15 protein-coding genes are annotated in these 14,380 nt (G+C 70.3%); 8 read left to right on the top strand and 7 right to left on the bottom strand.

Translation table 11 applies throughout. The features are described 5' to 3' along the window. The first annotated feature begins 26 nt into the window (after positions 1–26). From FVQ89_RS05440 to groL, 3 genes are all read left to right on the top strand, one after another. Positions 27–227 carry a cold-shock protein gene (locus FVQ89_RS05440; protein WP_147900856.1) on the top strand — a complete coding sequence of 67 codons (201 nt, stop codon included), beginning with the start codon at positions 27–29 and terminating at the stop codon, positions 225–227. Between the two features lie 66 nt (positions 228–293). After that, entirely contained in the window at positions 294–1,328 is a 1,035-nt protein-coding gene (locus tag FVQ89_RS05445) for a DUF3048 domain-containing protein (RefSeq protein ID WP_187264918.1), read from the top strand. Between the two features lie 173 nt (positions 1,329–1,501). Then, on the top strand, positions 1,502–3,121 hold the full coding sequence (gene groL, locus FVQ89_RS05450; protein WP_147900858.1) for a chaperonin GroEL: 1,620 nt from the start codon (positions 1,502–1,504) through the stop codon (positions 3,119–3,121). A gap of 85 nt (positions 3,122–3,206) precedes the next feature. Here the strand turns inward: groL and FVQ89_RS05455 are convergent, their stop codons facing one another. From FVQ89_RS05455 to FVQ89_RS05465, 3 genes are read right to left on the bottom strand one after another with little or no spacing between them, the layout of a single operon-like run. Beyond that, the gene (locus tag FVQ89_RS05455; RefSeq protein ID WP_147900859.1) at positions 3,207–3,497 is read right to left on the bottom strand and encodes a WXG100 family type VII secretion target; all 291 of its coding nucleotides are present in this window, start codon (positions 3,495–3,497) and stop codon (positions 3,207–3,209) included. A 10-nt stretch (positions 3,498–3,507) separates the two neighbouring features. After that, positions 3,508–5,178 (bottom strand): cell wall metabolism sensor histidine kinase WalK, encoded by a 1,671-nt coding sequence (locus tag FVQ89_RS05460; RefSeq protein ID WP_147900860.1) that lies wholly within the window; start codon positions 5,176–5,178, stop codon positions 3,508–3,510. Between the two features lie 14 nt (positions 5,179–5,192). Then, on the bottom strand, positions 5,193–5,885 hold the full coding sequence (locus FVQ89_RS05465; protein ID WP_147900861.1) for a response regulator transcription factor: 693 nt from the start codon (positions 5,883–5,885) through the stop codon (positions 5,193–5,195). A gap of 71 nt (positions 5,886–5,956) precedes the next feature. Between FVQ89_RS05465 and FVQ89_RS05470 the strand changes: the two genes are divergently transcribed. The 5 genes from FVQ89_RS05470 to mtnN are packed head-to-tail and all read left to right on the top strand — an operon-like array spanning position 5,957 to position 10,057. After that, positions 5,957–7,201: an NAD(P)/FAD-dependent oxidoreductase gene (locus FVQ89_RS05470; RefSeq protein WP_147900862.1), complete on the top strand. Its 1,245-nt coding sequence runs from the start codon at positions 5,957–5,959 to the stop codon at positions 7,199–7,201. A gap of 60 nt (positions 7,202–7,261) precedes the next feature. After that, the gene (gene folP, locus FVQ89_RS05475) at positions 7,262–8,134 is read left to right on the top strand and encodes a dihydropteroate synthase (protein ID WP_370454449.1); all 873 of its coding nucleotides are present in this window, start codon (positions 7,262–7,264) and stop codon (positions 8,132–8,134) included. Continuing rightward, entirely contained in the window at positions 8,113–8,892 is a 780-nt protein-coding gene (locus FVQ89_RS05480; RefSeq protein WP_255513437.1) for a pyrimidine reductase family protein, read from the top strand. Before folP ends, FVQ89_RS05480 begins: the two co-directional genes overlap by 22 nt. Further along, positions 8,889–9,359 (top strand): S-ribosylhomocysteine lyase, encoded by a 471-nt coding sequence (locus FVQ89_RS05485; protein WP_147900864.1) that lies wholly within the window; start codon positions 8,889–8,891, stop codon positions 9,357–9,359. The genes FVQ89_RS05480 and FVQ89_RS05485 overlap by 4 nt, the downstream gene beginning before the upstream one ends. Beyond that, positions 9,356–10,057, top strand: a complete 702-nt coding sequence (mtnN, locus tag FVQ89_RS05490; protein WP_255513438.1) for a 5'-methylthioadenosine/S-adenosylhomocysteine nucleosidase — start codon at positions 9,356–9,358, stop codon at positions 10,055–10,057. The genes FVQ89_RS05485 and mtnN overlap by 4 nt, the downstream gene beginning before the upstream one ends. Here mtnN and FVQ89_RS05495 read toward each other — a convergent pair. From FVQ89_RS05495 to FVQ89_RS05510, 4 genes are all read right to left on the bottom strand, one after another. Next, complete coding sequence (locus FVQ89_RS05495; RefSeq protein ID WP_147900865.1) at positions 10,047–10,436, bottom strand: hypothetical protein; 390 nt, start codon at positions 10,434–10,436, stop codon at positions 10,047–10,049. The two genes, mtnN and FVQ89_RS05495, sit on opposite strands and share 11 nt — an antisense overlap. 37 nt (positions 10,437–10,473) lie before the next feature. Beyond that, positions 10,474–12,111, bottom strand: a complete 1,638-nt coding sequence (locus FVQ89_RS05500; protein ID WP_147900866.1) for a DNA repair helicase XPB — start codon at positions 12,109–12,111, stop codon at positions 10,474–10,476. Between the two features lie 106 nt (positions 12,112–12,217). Further along, positions 12,218–14,098, bottom strand: a complete 1,881-nt coding sequence (locus FVQ89_RS05505; RefSeq protein WP_147900867.1) for a helicase-associated domain-containing protein — start codon at positions 14,096–14,098, stop codon at positions 12,218–12,220. Then, on the bottom strand, positions 14,088–14,351 hold the full coding sequence (locus FVQ89_RS05510; protein ID WP_147900868.1) for a hypothetical protein: 264 nt from the start codon (positions 14,349–14,351) through the stop codon (positions 14,088–14,090). The genes FVQ89_RS05505 and FVQ89_RS05510 overlap by 11 nt, the downstream gene beginning before the upstream one ends. Between the last annotated feature and the right edge of the window lie 29 nt (positions 14,352–14,380).

Here is a 14,380-nt window from a genome sequence, read left to right on the forward strand (position 1 = left end):
ACGGATGCACAGCAGGGAGCACGACCATGGCCAACGGAACCGTCAAGTGGTTCAACGCGGAGAAGGGCTTCGGTTTCATCACCGTCGACGGAGGACAGGACGTCTTCGTCCACTACTCGGCCATCGACATGCCCGGCTACAAGGTCCTCGAGGAGGGCCAGGCGGTGACCTTCGAGGTCGGAACCGGAGCCAAGGGCCCGCAGGCGGAGTCGGTTCGCCCGGTCTGAGCGTGCTCGCCCCCTGTTCCGCGGGTCGCCGCGGAACGTCGGAGTGGGCGCCCTAGCATGGCCCGCATGCAGTCGAGGGGCCGCCGGGCGATCGTGACCGGCCTGGCGGTGGTGATCGCGATCGGTGCCGCGGGGTGCACCTCGCCGGAGGTCATGCCCGTGCCGACTCCGACACCGACGTACACCTCCGACTACGTCACGCCCGAACCGGTCGTCTACGCCCCGCTCACCGGGATGCCGGTGGACGACCCCGCATCGATCGAACGTCCCTCGCTCGCGGCGAAGATCGACAACCACTGGGATGCCCGCCCGCAGGTCGGTCTCGAGAGCACCGATCTCGTGTTCGAGGAGCTGGTCGAGGGAGGCCTCACCCGCTACATGGCGGTGTGGCACTCGCATCTTCCGAAGGAGATCGGGCCGATCCGCTCGATCCGACCGATGGATCCGGACATCGCCTCCCCGCTCGGCGGCATCATCGCCTACTCGGGCGGCCAGTTGCGCTTCGTGGCGCTCATGCAGCAGACGGATGTCTACAACGCGATCCACGGGCAGCCCGACACAGCCGACGTCATGTATCGGACCTCGTCGAAGGCGGCACCGCACAACGTGATCGTGAAGGCGCGTGAACTCGTCGCCGCGCACTCCGATCTGGCCGCGCCCCCGCAGCTGTTCGCGTTCGCCGATTCGGCCGACGCGTCGACCGCTGCACGGGAGGGCAAGGCGATCTCGGGCGTCGACCTCGTCTTCGGATCGTCGTCGCAACCGTCCTGGCGCTGGAAGCAGGGGGTCTGGCTGCGCAGCCAGGACGGCGAACCGGACCTCGACTCCGCGGGGAATCGCCTGAGCGCGGTGAACGTGGTGGTCATCCGCGTGCCCGTCTCGTACGGCCTCGGCGTGCCCAAGACCGAGCTCATCGGCAGCGGCGAGGCGAAGGTGCTCTCGGGGGGCCGGATCGTGAGCGCAACGTGGTCGAAGGCGAGCCGGACGGCGCCGATCCGCTTGGTCGACAGCACGGGTGCGGTGATCCGTTTGGCTCCCGGCAACAGCTGGATCGAGCTCGTGCCGACCTCCGGCTCGGTTTCCGCGATCGCAGCCAAGTAGCAGGCTCGATCGGGCGCCGGATGCGGCACGCGTTCGTGCCGCCGAGGGTGTCGTGCAGCCGTCTGTCGTCGGCTTGCACTCCCCACCCGCGAGTGCCAAACTGGTCCCTGGCACTCGTGATCTGTGAGTGCCAAATCACTGTGGATCACGTCCGGGAGGGACGACACTAACCCATGGCTAAGATCATCGCATTTGACGAGGACGCCCGGCGCGGCCTCGAGCGCGGCCTCAACACCCTGGCCGACGCCGTCAAGGTCACGCTCGGCCCCCGTGGTCGCAACGTCGTGCTCGAGAAGAAGTGGGGCGCCCCCACGATCACGAACGACGGTGTGTCCATCGCCAAGGAGATCGAGCTCGACGACCCGTACGAGAAGATCGGCGCGGAGCTCGTCAAGGAGGTCGCGAAGAAGACCGACGACGTCGCCGGTGACGGCACGACCACCTCGGTCGTCCTCGCCCAGGCGCTCGTCCGCGAGGGCCTGCGCAACGTCGCGGCCGGCGCCGACCCCATCAGCCTGAAGCGCGGCATCGAGAAGGCCGTCAAGGCTGTCGAGGCCGAGCTGCGCACCAACGCCAAGGAGGTCGAGACCAAGGCGGAGATCGCCGCCACCGCGTCCATCTCCGCCGCCGACCCCGAGATCGGCGAGCTCATCGCCGAGGCGATCGACAAGGTCGGCAAGGAGGGCGTCGTCACCGTCGAGGAGTCGAACACCTTCGGCACGACGCTCGAGCTCACCGAGGGCATGCGCTTCGACAAGGGCTACCTGTCGGCGTACTTCGTGACCGACCCGGAGCGCCAGGAGGCGGTCTTCGAAGACCCGTACATCCTGATCGTCAACGGCAAGATCTCGAACATCAAGGACCTGCTGCCGATCGTCGACAAGGTCATCCAGGCGGGCAAGCAGCTGCTGATCATCGCCGAGGACGTCGACGGCGAGGCGCTCGCGACTCTCGTCGTGAACAAGATCCGCGGCATCTTCAAGTCGGTGGCCGTGAAGGCCCCCGGCTTCGGCGACCGCCGCAAGGCGCAGCTCGCCGACATCGCCATCCTCACCGGTGGCGAGGTCATCAGCGAGGAGCTCGGCCTCAAGCTCGAGAACGCCACGCTCGACCAGCTCGGCCAGGCGCGCAAGGTCATCGTCACCAAGGACGAGACCACGATCGTCGAGGGTGCCGGTTCGGCCGACCAGATCGCCGGGCGCGTCAAGCAGATCCGCCAGGAGATCGAGAACACCGACTCCGACTACGACCGCGAGAAGCTCCAGGAGCGCCTCGCGAAGCTCGCCGGCGGCGTCGCCGTCATCAAGGCGGGCGCGGCCACCGAGGTCGAGCTGAAGGAGCGCAAGCACCGCATCGAGGACGCCGTCCGCAACGCGAAGGCCGCCGTCGAGGAGGGCATCGTCGCCGGTGGTGGCGTCGCCCTCATCCAGGCGGGCAAGACCGCGTTCGAGAAGCTCGAGCTCTCGGGTGACGAGGCGACCGGTGGCAACATCGTCAAGGTCGCCATCGACGCGCCGCTCAAGCAGATCGCCCTCAACGCCGGTCTCGAGCCGGGCGTCGTGGTCGACAAGGTGCGCAACCTGCCGGTGGGCCAGGGCCTCAACGCTGCTACCGGCGAGTACGTGGACATGCTCGCCGCGGGCATCAACGACCCGGTGAAGGTCACCCGTTCGGCGCTGCTCAACGCAGCCTCGATCGCGGGTCTGTTCCTCACCACCGAGGCGGTCGTCGCCGACAAGCCGGAGAAGAACCCGGCGCCGGCGGCAGACCCGACGGGCGGCATGGACTTCTAAGCACCAGCCACACCACAGGCGGGCGGCTCCCACAAGGGGCCGCCCGCCTCGTCGTATCCGGGAGGAGTGATCCGGCTGCGCGCGCTCAGCTCGCGAAGAGGCGCGTGTTGTGCTGCTCGATCTCCGCGTATTGGCGGCCGGCCTGGGCGAGCGCACCGCCGAGCGCGGTGAGCGCGTCGTCCACCCGCTGCTGCGCGGCTCGCCACTCGGACACCACACCGCGGAAGGCGGTGGCCGCCGAACCCGACCACGATCCCTGCAACTGCTCGAGCTGGGCGTGCAAAGAGGAGGTCTCGGACTGGATGCGCCCCACCGTTGTGCGGGCGGCCGTCGCATGGGCGAGGACGGCGTCGCTGTCGACGTGATAACTGGTCATGGGCGCCACGCTAGGCGCCGGCATCCGCCTTCTCGCCCGCGGACTCCGGATCGGGGGAGGACGCGGACTCATCGGTGCGGGGGAGGAGCGGGATGCTGACGCGGAAGGTCGCCCCGCCGCCGGGCGTCTCGACGACCTCGACGAGACCCTCGTGCTTCGCGACGATGCCCTGCACGATCGCGAGACCGAGCCCCGACCCACCGGTCTCGCGCGTGCGCGAGGTGTCGGCGCGCCAGAACCGCTGGAAGATCTTCTCGCGCAGCTGAGGCGGGATCCCCTCGCCGTGATCGACGATCGAGATGCTGCCGTATCCGCCGACGCGGTCGACGCCCACCACGAGCTCGATCGGACTGTCGTCGGGGGTGAAGCGCATCGCATTGCCCACGAGGTTCGTGACGACCTGACGAATCTTGTCCTCTTCGCCGCGCACCACCGGGCCGACCTCCGGCAGGGGCTGCGCGGGGGTCGTCACCGTCGGGATCGTGTCGCTCGGGCGGCGCCGACGCAGGCGTGCGAGCGCGGATCCGGCGAACGCGATCGGTCCGGTCGCCGCCATCGCGCCGGCATCGGTGGGCGGCGCGGCGTCGGTCTCGTCGTCGGAGGACGGCACGGGGTTCGGCTCGGCGACCTCGACGGTGATCCGGCGTTGCGGTGCCGAAGCCGACGCGTCGAGCGCGGCATCCTGGGCGATCGGCAGCAGGTCGACGGGTGCGGGCACGAGGGGACGCGTCTCGTCGAGGCGTGCGAGCTCGAGCAGGTCCTCCACGAGGCCGCCCATCCGGATCGCCTCGCGCTCGATGCGGTCCATCGCCTGAGCGACGTCCTCCGGCTTCTGCAGCGCGCCCATCCGGTAGAGCTCCGCGTAGCCGCGCAACGACACGAGCGGGGTGCGCAGCTCGTGGCTCGCGTCGCCGACGAACCGGCGCATCTGCTCCACCGCGTGCTGGCGGTCGGCGAACGCCCGGTCGATGCGCGCGAGCATCGTGTTGAGAGATCGGTTCAGGCGACCCACCTCGGTGTTCGGGGTCGCCCCGCCGAGTCGTTGCGAGTAGTCGCCGGCGGCGAATCGCGCGGCGGTGCGTTCCACGTCGCGCAGGGGCCCGAAGGTGCTGTTGACGAGCAACTGGGTGACGGCGGCACCGAGCAGCACGACCGCGACCGCGAACAGGAAGAAGATCAGCGCGTAGCGGGTGATGGTGCTGTTGACGTCGGTGAGGTCGACGCCGACGACGAGGGTCACGAACTCGCCGCTGTCGACCGTGAGCACCGTGGTCTTCACCCGCCACTGCCCGAGGCCGGAGGCGTCGGTGAGCGTTGTGAACTGGCCGTCGTGCACGGCGCTCCAGGGGAGCGTCATGCCGGAGAAGTCCGGCTGCAGTGCGGAATCCGGAACGTTGTCGCAGTAGGTGCGACCTCCGGGGCTCAGGATGGCCACGAGGTAGCCGGGGTCGTACTGGACGGAGCACGTCAGCACGGGGTCAAGATTGCGCTGGGCCTCCTGGAATCCCGCGGTGACGTTCTCGTTCGCCTTCTCGAAGAGGTAGGTGCTGAGCACGGTCATCGTGCCCATTCCGGCAACAGCGAGGCCGAAGGTCAGCAGAAGCACCGTCACACCCGTGATCTTGGTGCGGAGCGAGATGCCGTTCCACATCCGGTCGAACGAGGTGTGGAGCTTCGACATCGGGGGACCCGCTGTCACGCCTTCTGCGTCTTGAGCATGTAGCCGAACCCGCGCTTGGTCTGGATCATCGGCTCAGCCGAGTGCTGGTCGATCTTGCGGCGCAGGTAGGAGATGTAGCTCTCGACGATGCCCGCGTCGCCGTTGAAGTCGTACTCCCAGACATGGTCGAGGATCTGCGCCTTCGACAGCACCCGGTTGGGGTTGAGCATGAGGTAGCGCAGCAGCTTGAACTCGGTGGGCGAGAGCTCGACCGACACGTCGCCGACGGTGACTTCGTGGGTGTCCTGGTCCATCGTGAGCTCGCCGGCGCGGATGATGGCGTCTTCCTCGTCCTGCATCGTGCGGCGCAGGATCGCCTTGATGCGGGCCACGATCTCATCGAGCGAGAACGGCTTCGTCACGTAGTCGTCGCCGCCGACCGTGAGGCCCGTGATCTTGTCTTCGGTGTCGTCTTTCGCGGTGAGGAACAGGATGGGCGCCGTGTACCCGGAGGCGCGGAGCCGCTTGGTGACGCCGAAGCCGTTCATGTCGGGGAGCATGACGTCGAGGATGATCAGGTCGGGCTCCTCATCGAGGACCGCGGAGATCGCCTGGGCACCGTTGCCGACCGCGCGCACGGCGAAGCCGGCGAAGCGGAGGCTGGTGGTCAGCAGGTCGCGGATGTTGGGCTCGTCGTCGACGATCAGGATCTTGGGTCCGTCGCTCATGTCCGCCATTATCCTGCATGTTCGCTGAATGTGGTCTGGAAGATACGTGGAGTCGCGCTTAGCCTGGATCGATGGCTGAGGAGCGCATCGTCATCGTCGGGGCAGGGCTCGCAGGAGCGGGGGCCGCCGAAGAGCTACGGAACCGCGGATTCGAGGGCGAGATCCGACTCATCGGAGCCGAGCCGCACGCCCCGTACATCCGCCCGCCCCTGTCGAAGGGGTACCTGCTCGGCGAGGAGGAGCGCGCCTCGTTCGACGTGCATCCGCTCGGCTGGTACGCGGAACACGGCATCCACTTCGTGCCCGGTGTCGCAGCGACGGGGATCGACCGCGAGGCGCGTCTCGTGCAGCTCGCCGGGGGCGACGCGGCCGGATACGACCGTCTGCTGCTCGCGACGGGGGCGTCGCCGCGGCCCCTCCCCGTGCCGGGGGGAGACCTCGCCGGCGTGCAGTTGCTGCGCACCGTCGAGCAGTCGGATGCCCTGCGTGCCACCCTCGACGAGGGCGGACGTCGTGTCGTGGTGATCGGATCCGGGTGGATCGGCATGGAGGCCGCATCCGCCGCCCGCACCCTCGGCAACGAGGTGACGGTGCTGATGCGAGGCGGCGTCCCCCTCGCATCCCAGCTGGGAGCGCAGCTCGGCGCCGACTTCGCCCGGCTGCACGAGGAGAACGGGGTCGTGCTGCGGCCCGGCGCGGCCGTGCGCGAGGTACTCGGGGGCGCGGGACGGGTGAGCGGCGTCGAGCTGGATGGCGGCGAAGTCCTGCCCGCGGAGGTCGTGATCGCAGCGGTGGGTGCCGAGCCCGCCGTGGGGCTCGCCGCATCCGCAGGACTCGCGACCGACGACGGCGTGCTCATCGACGAGCGGCTGCGCACGAGCGACGAGCGCATCTGGGCCGCAGGCGACATCGCCGCCGCCACGCATCCGCTCCTCGCCGCAGCCGGGCTGCCGTCGCGCATCCGGAGCGAGCACTGGGCGAACGCCGAGAAGACGGGGCCCGCCGCAGCCCGCTCGATGCTGGGCGACGAGACGCCCTACGACGAGATCCCGTACTTCTACACCGACCAGTTCGATCTCGGCATGGAGTACACGGGCTTCGCGCACCTCGCCGCCGACGCCGAGGTGGTGATCCGCGGCGACCGGGCCGCACGCGAGTTCATCGCGTTCTGGGTGCGCCAGGGACATGTCGTCGCCGGCATGAACATCAACGTGTGGGACGTCGCCGATCAGATCGCCGCGCTCGTGCGGGCCGGCATCGGCGGCGACACGGCCGATCTCGCCCGGCTGGCCGACCCCGATTCGCCGCTCGGATAGACGGCGTATGCACGGCATACGGCCCCGCGCATCCGCGTCGCCCCGGCATAGCATCGAGCCGTGACTTCGCCCCCATCCGTCCGCCGCATCGGCGCCCGCGAGTTCGACTTCTCGCGACGAGTCGCGGTGATGGCGATCGTGAACCGCACGCCCGACTCCTTCCACGACCGGGGCGCGACGTACGCGCTCGATCGTGCCGTCGAGGCCTCGCTCGCCGCCGTGGCGGACGGGGCCGACTGGGTCGATGTCGGCGGGGTGCCGTTCGGTCGAGGCCCCGTCGTCGCGCTCGATGACGAGATCGACCGCATCGTGCCGGTCGTCGAGGCGATCCGCCGGTCGAGCGACGTCGTCATCTCGGTCGACACGTTCAGCGCCCGCGTCGCCGAGGCAGCGCTCGCGGCCGGTGCCGACGTCGTGAACGACACCTCGGGACTCTGGGATCCCGACATGGCGGGGGTGGTCGCCGCATCCGCGGGCCACATCGTGCTGACCCACTCGCTCACCCCGCCGCGAACCCCGCACCCCTCGCCGCAGTACGACGATGTCGTGCGCGCGGTCGTCGACCACTTGCGCGTACGGATCGATATGGCGCTCGAGGCGGGGGTGCCGTTCGAGCGACTCATCGTCGACCCGGGTCACGATCTCAACAAGAACACGCTCCACTCGCTCGAGATCACACGTCGGCTCGGGGAGGTCGCCGAGCTCGGGCCGCCCGTGCTCGTCGCCCTCTCGAACAAGGACTTCATCGGCGAGACCCTCGACCGACCCCAGTACGAACGGCTCGAGGGCTCCCTCGCGGCCGCGGTCGTCTCGATCATGAACGGAGCGCGGATCGTGCGCGTGCACGACGTGCGGGCGACCGTCGCCGCCGTGCGGATGACGGAGGCGATCCTCGGATGGAGGGAGCCCGCGTGGCTGAAGCACAACATGTGACGATCGACCGGATCTGGCCCGACCCGGCCGTCGACCTCGACGACGACGCACTCGCATCCGAACTTCTCGTCGCGGATCGCATGCTGCGGGTGAACTTCGTATCGTCCGCCGACGGCGCAGCGACCCGAGGCGGCCTCTCCGGCGGCCTCGGCGATGCGGCCGACAAGCGGTACTTCGAACTGCTGCGCCGCGCGGCCGACGCGGTGCTGGTCGGAGCCGGCACGGTGCGGGCCGAAGGGTACGGAGCGCTGCGCGTCGGCGAGGAGTCGGTGCGCTGGCGGGTCGCGCATGGGCTGACCCCGCATCCGGTCTTCGCAATCGTCTCGGGCTCGCTCGACCTGGATCCGAGCTCGCCGATCTTCACCGAGGCCCCCATCCGACCCGTGGTGATCACGGCGGCCGGGCACGACACGAGCGGCTTCGCGGAGGTCGCCGACGTGATCGAGGCGGGGGAGGGCCAGCACATCGACGCGGCTGCCGCCGTTGCGGGACTCCGTGCACGCGGACTCGGGCGCATCCTCAACGAAGGCGGGCCGCACCTCTTCGGCGCGCTGCTCGCCGCGGACGTCGTGGACGAGCTCTGCCTGACGCTCGCACCATCGCTCGAAGCGGGCGACGCGCCTCGGATCACCGCTGGGGAACTGCCCGATCCCCGCGGGCTCTCGCTCGCACACGTGCTCCGATCCGGCTCCACGCTGCTGCTCAGGTACGCACGCGAGAGAATGGACGGTCACCATCCTGAGGAGCAGCAGCCATGACCGAACCCGCACGCCACCGCGTGGAGTCCTTCAACCTCGACCACCGCGCCGTCGCCGCGCCCTACGTCCGGCTCGCGGACCGCAAACACCTCGCGAGCGGAGGCGTCGTGTCGAAGTACGACGTGCGCTTCACCCAGCCGAACATCGCGCACCTCGACTCCGCCGCCGTGCACTCCGTCGAGCATCTCTTCGCCGAGCTCTCGCGCGGCCACTCGGACCGCGTGATCGACTTCTCGCCCATGGGATGCCGCACCGGGTTCTACCTCGCCCTCGACGGCGAGCCGAGCGATGACGAGGTGTTCGCGCTCATCGAGGCGACGCTCACCGAACTGCTCGAGGCCGACGCGGTCCCGGCCGCCAACGAGGTGCAGTGCGGCTGGGCCGCGCACCACGATCTCGAGGGCGCGAAGGCCGCCGTCCGTCCGTTCCTCGCCGCCCGTGAGGCGTGGGGAAGTGTGATGGCGTGACCGTCGTCCTCGTGGCGGCGATGCCCGTCGAGGCGGAAGCGCTGCTCGCGCGTGTCGTTGCGGCCGAACTGCAGCCCGAAGTCGCCGGAGTTCACTGGTGGCGCGGCACCATCGGCGAACGCGACGTCGTGGTGGTGCGCGGCGGTGTGGGGCTCGTCAACGCGGCGCTCGCGACGACCGCCGTGCTCGCGCGGATCGAGGCGTGGCGCACGCCGGAGCTCGTCGTGAGCGCGGGGACCGCCGGCGGAATCGGCTCGCGGGTCGCCGTCGGCGACGTCGTGCTCGCCGAGGAGTGTGTGCTCGGCGACGCGGACGCGCGCGCGTTCGGTTACGCGCTCGGCCAGGTGCCGGGCATGCCCGAGCACTACCGCGCCGACCCCGGCGCGATCGCGCGGGCGAGTGAGCTGGAGCTCGCGTGCGGACTTCCGGTGCGAGTCGGATCGGTCGTCTCGAGCGACGCGTTCGTCATGCGGGAGCGGGCCGCTCGGCTCGAGCTCGACTTCCCGGACACCGTGCTCGTCGACATGGAGTCGGCGGCGATCGCGCAGGTCGCCCACCGCCACGAGATCCCCTTCGTCGGGGTCCGCGCGGTGTCGGACCTCGTGGACGGCGACGCGAACCACGAGCAGTTCCGGCTGGGCGCCGAAGAGGCATCCGAGCGGTCGGCCGCCGTCGTGGCGGCACTCGTCACGCGCTGAGCGCCGCGAGCTGCCGCGCGTAGTTCACCCGCGCGTGGATGTCGGCGATCTGGGTCTGCGAGGTCACCGGGATCTGGGTCACGTGGAACAGCGATCCGTTCTGCACGCTCACGTTGAGCTGGCCGCTCACATAGCTCTCGCGTACGAGCAGGAACAGCAGCCCCAGCAGGAAGAACAGCGCCCCGATGACCGCGAGCACGATCGCCCAGGTCGGCGTGCGGGTCTCAGTGCGGGTGAGGTCCGTGACGGCGAACGCGGAGCCTCGGAGGGGGACCGTGCCGGCGGGCGTGCCCACCCAGTGGCGGCTCACGCTCACGTCGCCGATCTGCACGAGCCACTGGTCGACCGCACCCTGACCGGCGGGTTCGATAGTGGTCATCAGGCCCTCCTCGCGCACACCATAGCGCTCGCGGCGGTCAGGCGGCGAGGGTGTGTGCGTCGAGGATCGTGTAGCTGTAGCCCTGCTCGGCGAGGAAGCGCTGGCGGTTCTGGGCGAAGTCCTGGTCAACCGTGTCGCGGGCGACGAGGGTGTAGAAGTTCGCGGGCAGGCCCGACTCCTTCGGCCGCAGCAGACGGCCGAGGCGCTGCGCCTCCTCCTGGCGGGATCCGAACGACCCCGACACCTGGATCGCGACGGTCGCCTCCGGCAGATCGACCGAGAAGTTCGCGACCTTCGACACCACGAGTACCTTCGTCGTGCCGTCGCGGAACTCCTGGTAGAGCCGCTCGCGCTCCGGTACGGGCGTCGACCCGGTGAGCTGCGGTGCGCCGAGCGCCTCCGAGAGCTCCTCGATCTGGTCGAGGTACTGGCCGATCACGAGGATGCGCTCGCCCTCGTGCCGCGCCACCAGATCCTTCACGACCTGCAGCTTCGCGGGTGCGGTTGCCGCGAGGCGGTAGCGCTCGTCGTCGGCGCTCGCGGCGTACTCCAGGCGCTCGGACTGCGGCAGGTCGATCCGCACCTCGAAGCACGACGCGGGCGAGATGAAGCCCTGGGCCTCGATCTCCTTCCACGGCGCGTCGAAGCGCTTCGGGCCGATGAGGCTGAACACGTCGGACTCGCGGCCGTCCTCGCGCACGAGAGTGGCGGTGAGGCCCAGGCGGCGGCGAGCCTGCAGCTCGGCGGTGAGCTTGAACACGGGCGCCGGCAGCAGGTGCACCTCGTCGTAGACGATGAGCCCCCAGTCGAGCGCGTCGAGCAGCGCGAGGTGCGCGTACTCGCCCTTCCGCTTGGCGGTGAGGATCTGGTAGGTGGCGATCGTGACCGGCTTGATCTCCTTCACCGAGCCGGAGTACTCGCCGATGTCGTCCTCGCTGAGCGTCGTGCGCTTCAACAGCTCGGCCCGCCACTGACGCGCCGAGACGGTGTTCGTGACGAGGATGAGCGTGGTCGTGTCGGCGGCGGCCATCGCGCCCGCGCCGACGAGGGTCTTGCCGGCGCCGCAGGGGAGCACGACGACGCCGGAGCCGCCGGCGAAGAAGTTGTCGACCGCCTGCTGCTGGTAGGGGCGCAGGTGCCATCCGCTCTCGACGAGCTCGATGTCGTGCGGGGTGCCGGGGGTGTAACCGGCGTTGTCCTCCGCGGGCCAGCCGATCTTCAGCAGCTCCTGCTTGACCTGACCGCGCGCCCAGGGCTGCAGGGTCCACTCGGTGGTGGAGCGGCGGATGCCGAGGAACGGCGCGACCTTGCTGTTGCGGGTGATCTCCGCGAGCACGGCGGGGTCGGTGCCGCGGATCACGAGTTCGCCCGCGTCGTCGCGCGCGATGATGAGGCGCCCGTAGCGTCCGACCGTCTCCTCGACGTCGATGCGCACGGTCTGCGGCACGGGGAACTTCGCGTAGCGGTCGAGGGTGTCGAGCATCTGCTCGGCGGTGTGGCCGGCGGCGCGGGCGTTCCAGAGGCCGAGGCGCGTGATGCGGTAGGTGTGCACGTGCTCGGGCGCGCGCTCCAGTTCGGCGAAGACCGCGAGTTCGTGGCGCGCGTCGTCGGCATCCGGGTGCGCGACCTCGAGCAGCACGGTGCGGTCGCTCTGCACGATCAGAGGTCCGTTCATAACCGCACAAGCCTACCCGCGCACCCCACTTCCGTGCCGCCCCGCCCGCCCCTGAGGGGTCGCAAAGTGCGCGAGACGCGCCGTGTCTCCAGCACTTTGCGACCCCTCAGGGGGAGGAGGGGGTGACGTCGACGATGTGGGAGAGCGGGAGGGTGCGCTCGATGTCCGCGCGGCGGTCTCGGGCGCGGAGCCGGCCGCCCGCGAGCGCCGCGGGCTCGAGCAGATATGGGACCTCGCGGCCGTCCGGCATCCGCACGGTCACCGTGACCTCGAGCCGCTGCTTGATCGCGAGCTCCAGCTGCCGGGCGTTCCAGGCCGCACCGCCCTCCTCCGGTCGGTCCGAGTCGGCCTCGCGCAGTCGGGCCACGAGCAGCTCCGCCGTATCCGGCCCAGCCACGGCCGCCGCCGCTCGCGTGACGGTCCGCTCCACGGCGCGGATCCTGCCGTCGGCATCCTCGTAGACGGCCGGATAGCGCGCATCGACGAGCGCCCAGTAGACGGTCTCGGCGTCGAAGCGGCTCACCGCACGATGCTCGCCCGCGCGGCGCAACCCGAGCGAGACGAGCGACTGGTCGATCACGAGCTGCCCCACGAGCTCCGGGTCGTCGCCCTGAACATAGGCACGCGAGCCCGCCTCGGGCGTCCCCAAGGCATCGGACAGCGGACCCACCCGGAGGCTGCCGAAACGCCCCGCGGTCTCGGAGATCAGGTAGTCGAGCGGCTGCGGGATGCCGGTGAGCGAGATCTCCGCCAGGAAGTCGCGCAGTTCGGCGGCGCTGCGCCCGGCGGTCAGCGCGCGGGTGAGGGAGGGGTTCGTGATCCGGTAGCTCGTCGCCACGCCGACGGCTTCGACCTCGGCGAGCTCGCGCAGCCGGGCGTCGATGTCGGCTGCGAGCGGGCCTGGCGCGATCACCGAGAGGTCGTGCTGCACGTAGACCTGGCGCACGTCCGCGGGGAACAGCTCGCCCACCGCGTGCGCGGCCGCATCCACCCCGTCGGCGAGCAGAGCCGATCCGGGGCTCGACGGCGCACCGCCGCCCACGATCCCGAGCAGCTCGGCCGACCGCACAGCCGCCTGGGCTCGTTCGGTCAGCCAGTCGCCACCCGCGGGGAACAGCCACCGCAGGTAGTCGAGCAGCCCCTCGCCCCAGCGGCTGTGGGCGCGAAGCCGGATGTGCTCACGCAGCTCCCCCGGTACCCGAGCAAGCCAGCTCTCGGCGAGCGCCGTCCACCGGTCGACGCGGGGCAGCTCGCGCCACGTCCTGCCTGAGGGGGTCGCGTGCCAGGCGCCGGCCTCGGGCGCGACAAGCCCCGCCCCTTCAGCGACGGCGAGCATCGTGTGCAGCTCGGCATCGTCGGATGCCGCGGTCGCGGTGAGAAGCCGCCGCCAGTCGGGGAGCGCCACGCCTCCTCGCTGGAGGATCCGTGCGGGGTCGACCCCGAGTGCCGCGATGAGCTCACCGATCGCAACGACGGCGGCGAAGGCTCGGTCGGCGGCGGTGCGGTCGATCGTGGCGCGGTCGTCGTCGGTGACGGTCTCGAGTGTGGGCGGCGGCGGTTCGTCGATGAGCGCGTCGCGCGACGGGAGCCCCTGCGCGGGCCAGCCGAGGAGGGCGTCGGTGACCGGCCCCCAGGGCACGATGCCGTCGCCGGTCTCGTCGAGCAGCGCCCGCCGCCGAAGGGTCTCAAGCGGCTCCTGGAGCTGCTGCGGTTCGAGCCGCATCCGCTCCGCAACGGCCGCGAGGCCGGGCGCGTCACCGCGCTCCGCGAGGGCGCCGGATGCCGCCAGCACGCCCAGAGCCACCCGATCCAGGTGCGCGAGCGCGGCCTGCACGCCCGCCGGGTCGAGCAGCGCTTCCGCGAGGTCGAAGCTGTCGCGAATGCCCGCTGCCCGCACGGAGCGTTCCCGCAGAAGGGACGTCAGGGCGCCGTCGTCGAGCGCACGCAGCCACGCCGCGAGCGCCAGAGCCGAACTGCTACCGCCCACCGTCCTGTGCGATCCGCCGACGCCGCACGACGCTCACGACGATGAAGGCGACGACGAGCAGGAAGGCGATCGGCAATCCGATGAACCCGACCAGCACCAGGGTCGGCCAGATGCCGCCCGACATCTCGGCTCCGGCGCCGCTCGCGATCATGACGATCACGATCGCCACGATGGAGAATCCGACGATGGTCGCGATCATGACGGCGAGCACGCGTTCGGTACGATTGAGGGGCACGGGGGCGTTCTCGGGCACGAGACAACAATATGCCCCGCGTCCCGCGT

The sequence above is a fragment of the Homoserinibacter sp. GY 40078 genome (assembly GCF_008017545.1).
Classification (GTDB): Bacteria; Actinomycetota; Actinomycetes; order Actinomycetales; family Microbacteriaceae; genus Homoserinibacter.

Excerpts from the sequence above, each read along its gene's own strand:
- FVQ89_RS05440 (WP_147900856.1), top strand. The coding sequence starts at position 27 with ATGGCCAACGGAACCGTCAAGTGGTTCAACGCGGAGAAGGGCTTCGGT.
- FVQ89_RS05445 (WP_187264918.1), top strand. The coding sequence starts at position 294 with ATGCAGTCGAGGGGCCGCCGGGCGATCGTGACCGGCCTGGCGGTGGTG.
- groL (WP_147900858.1), top strand. The coding sequence starts at position 1,502 with ATGGCTAAGATCATCGCATTTGACGAGGACGCCCGGCGCGGCCTCGAG.
- FVQ89_RS05455 (WP_147900859.1), bottom strand. The coding sequence starts at position 3,497 with ATGACCAGTTATCACGTCGACAGCGACGCCGTCCTCGCCCATGCGACG.
- FVQ89_RS05460 (WP_147900860.1), bottom strand. The coding sequence starts at position 5,178 with ATGTCGAAGCTCCACACCTCGTTCGACCGGATGTGGAACGGCATCTCG.
- FVQ89_RS05465 (WP_147900861.1), bottom strand. The coding sequence starts at position 5,885 with ATGAGCGACGGACCCAAGATCCTGATCGTCGACGACGAGCCCAACATC.
- FVQ89_RS05470 (WP_147900862.1), top strand. The coding sequence starts at position 5,957 with ATGGCTGAGGAGCGCATCGTCATCGTCGGGGCAGGGCTCGCAGGAGCG.
- FVQ89_RS05485 (WP_147900864.1), top strand. The coding sequence starts at position 8,889 with ATGACCGAACCCGCACGCCACCGCGTGGAGTCCTTCAACCTCGACCAC.
- FVQ89_RS05495 (WP_147900865.1), bottom strand. The coding sequence starts at position 10,436 with ATGACCACTATCGAACCCGCCGGTCAGGGTGCGGTCGACCAGTGGCTC.
- FVQ89_RS05500 (WP_147900866.1), bottom strand. The coding sequence starts at position 12,111 with ATGAACGGACCTCTGATCGTGCAGAGCGACCGCACCGTGCTGCTCGAG.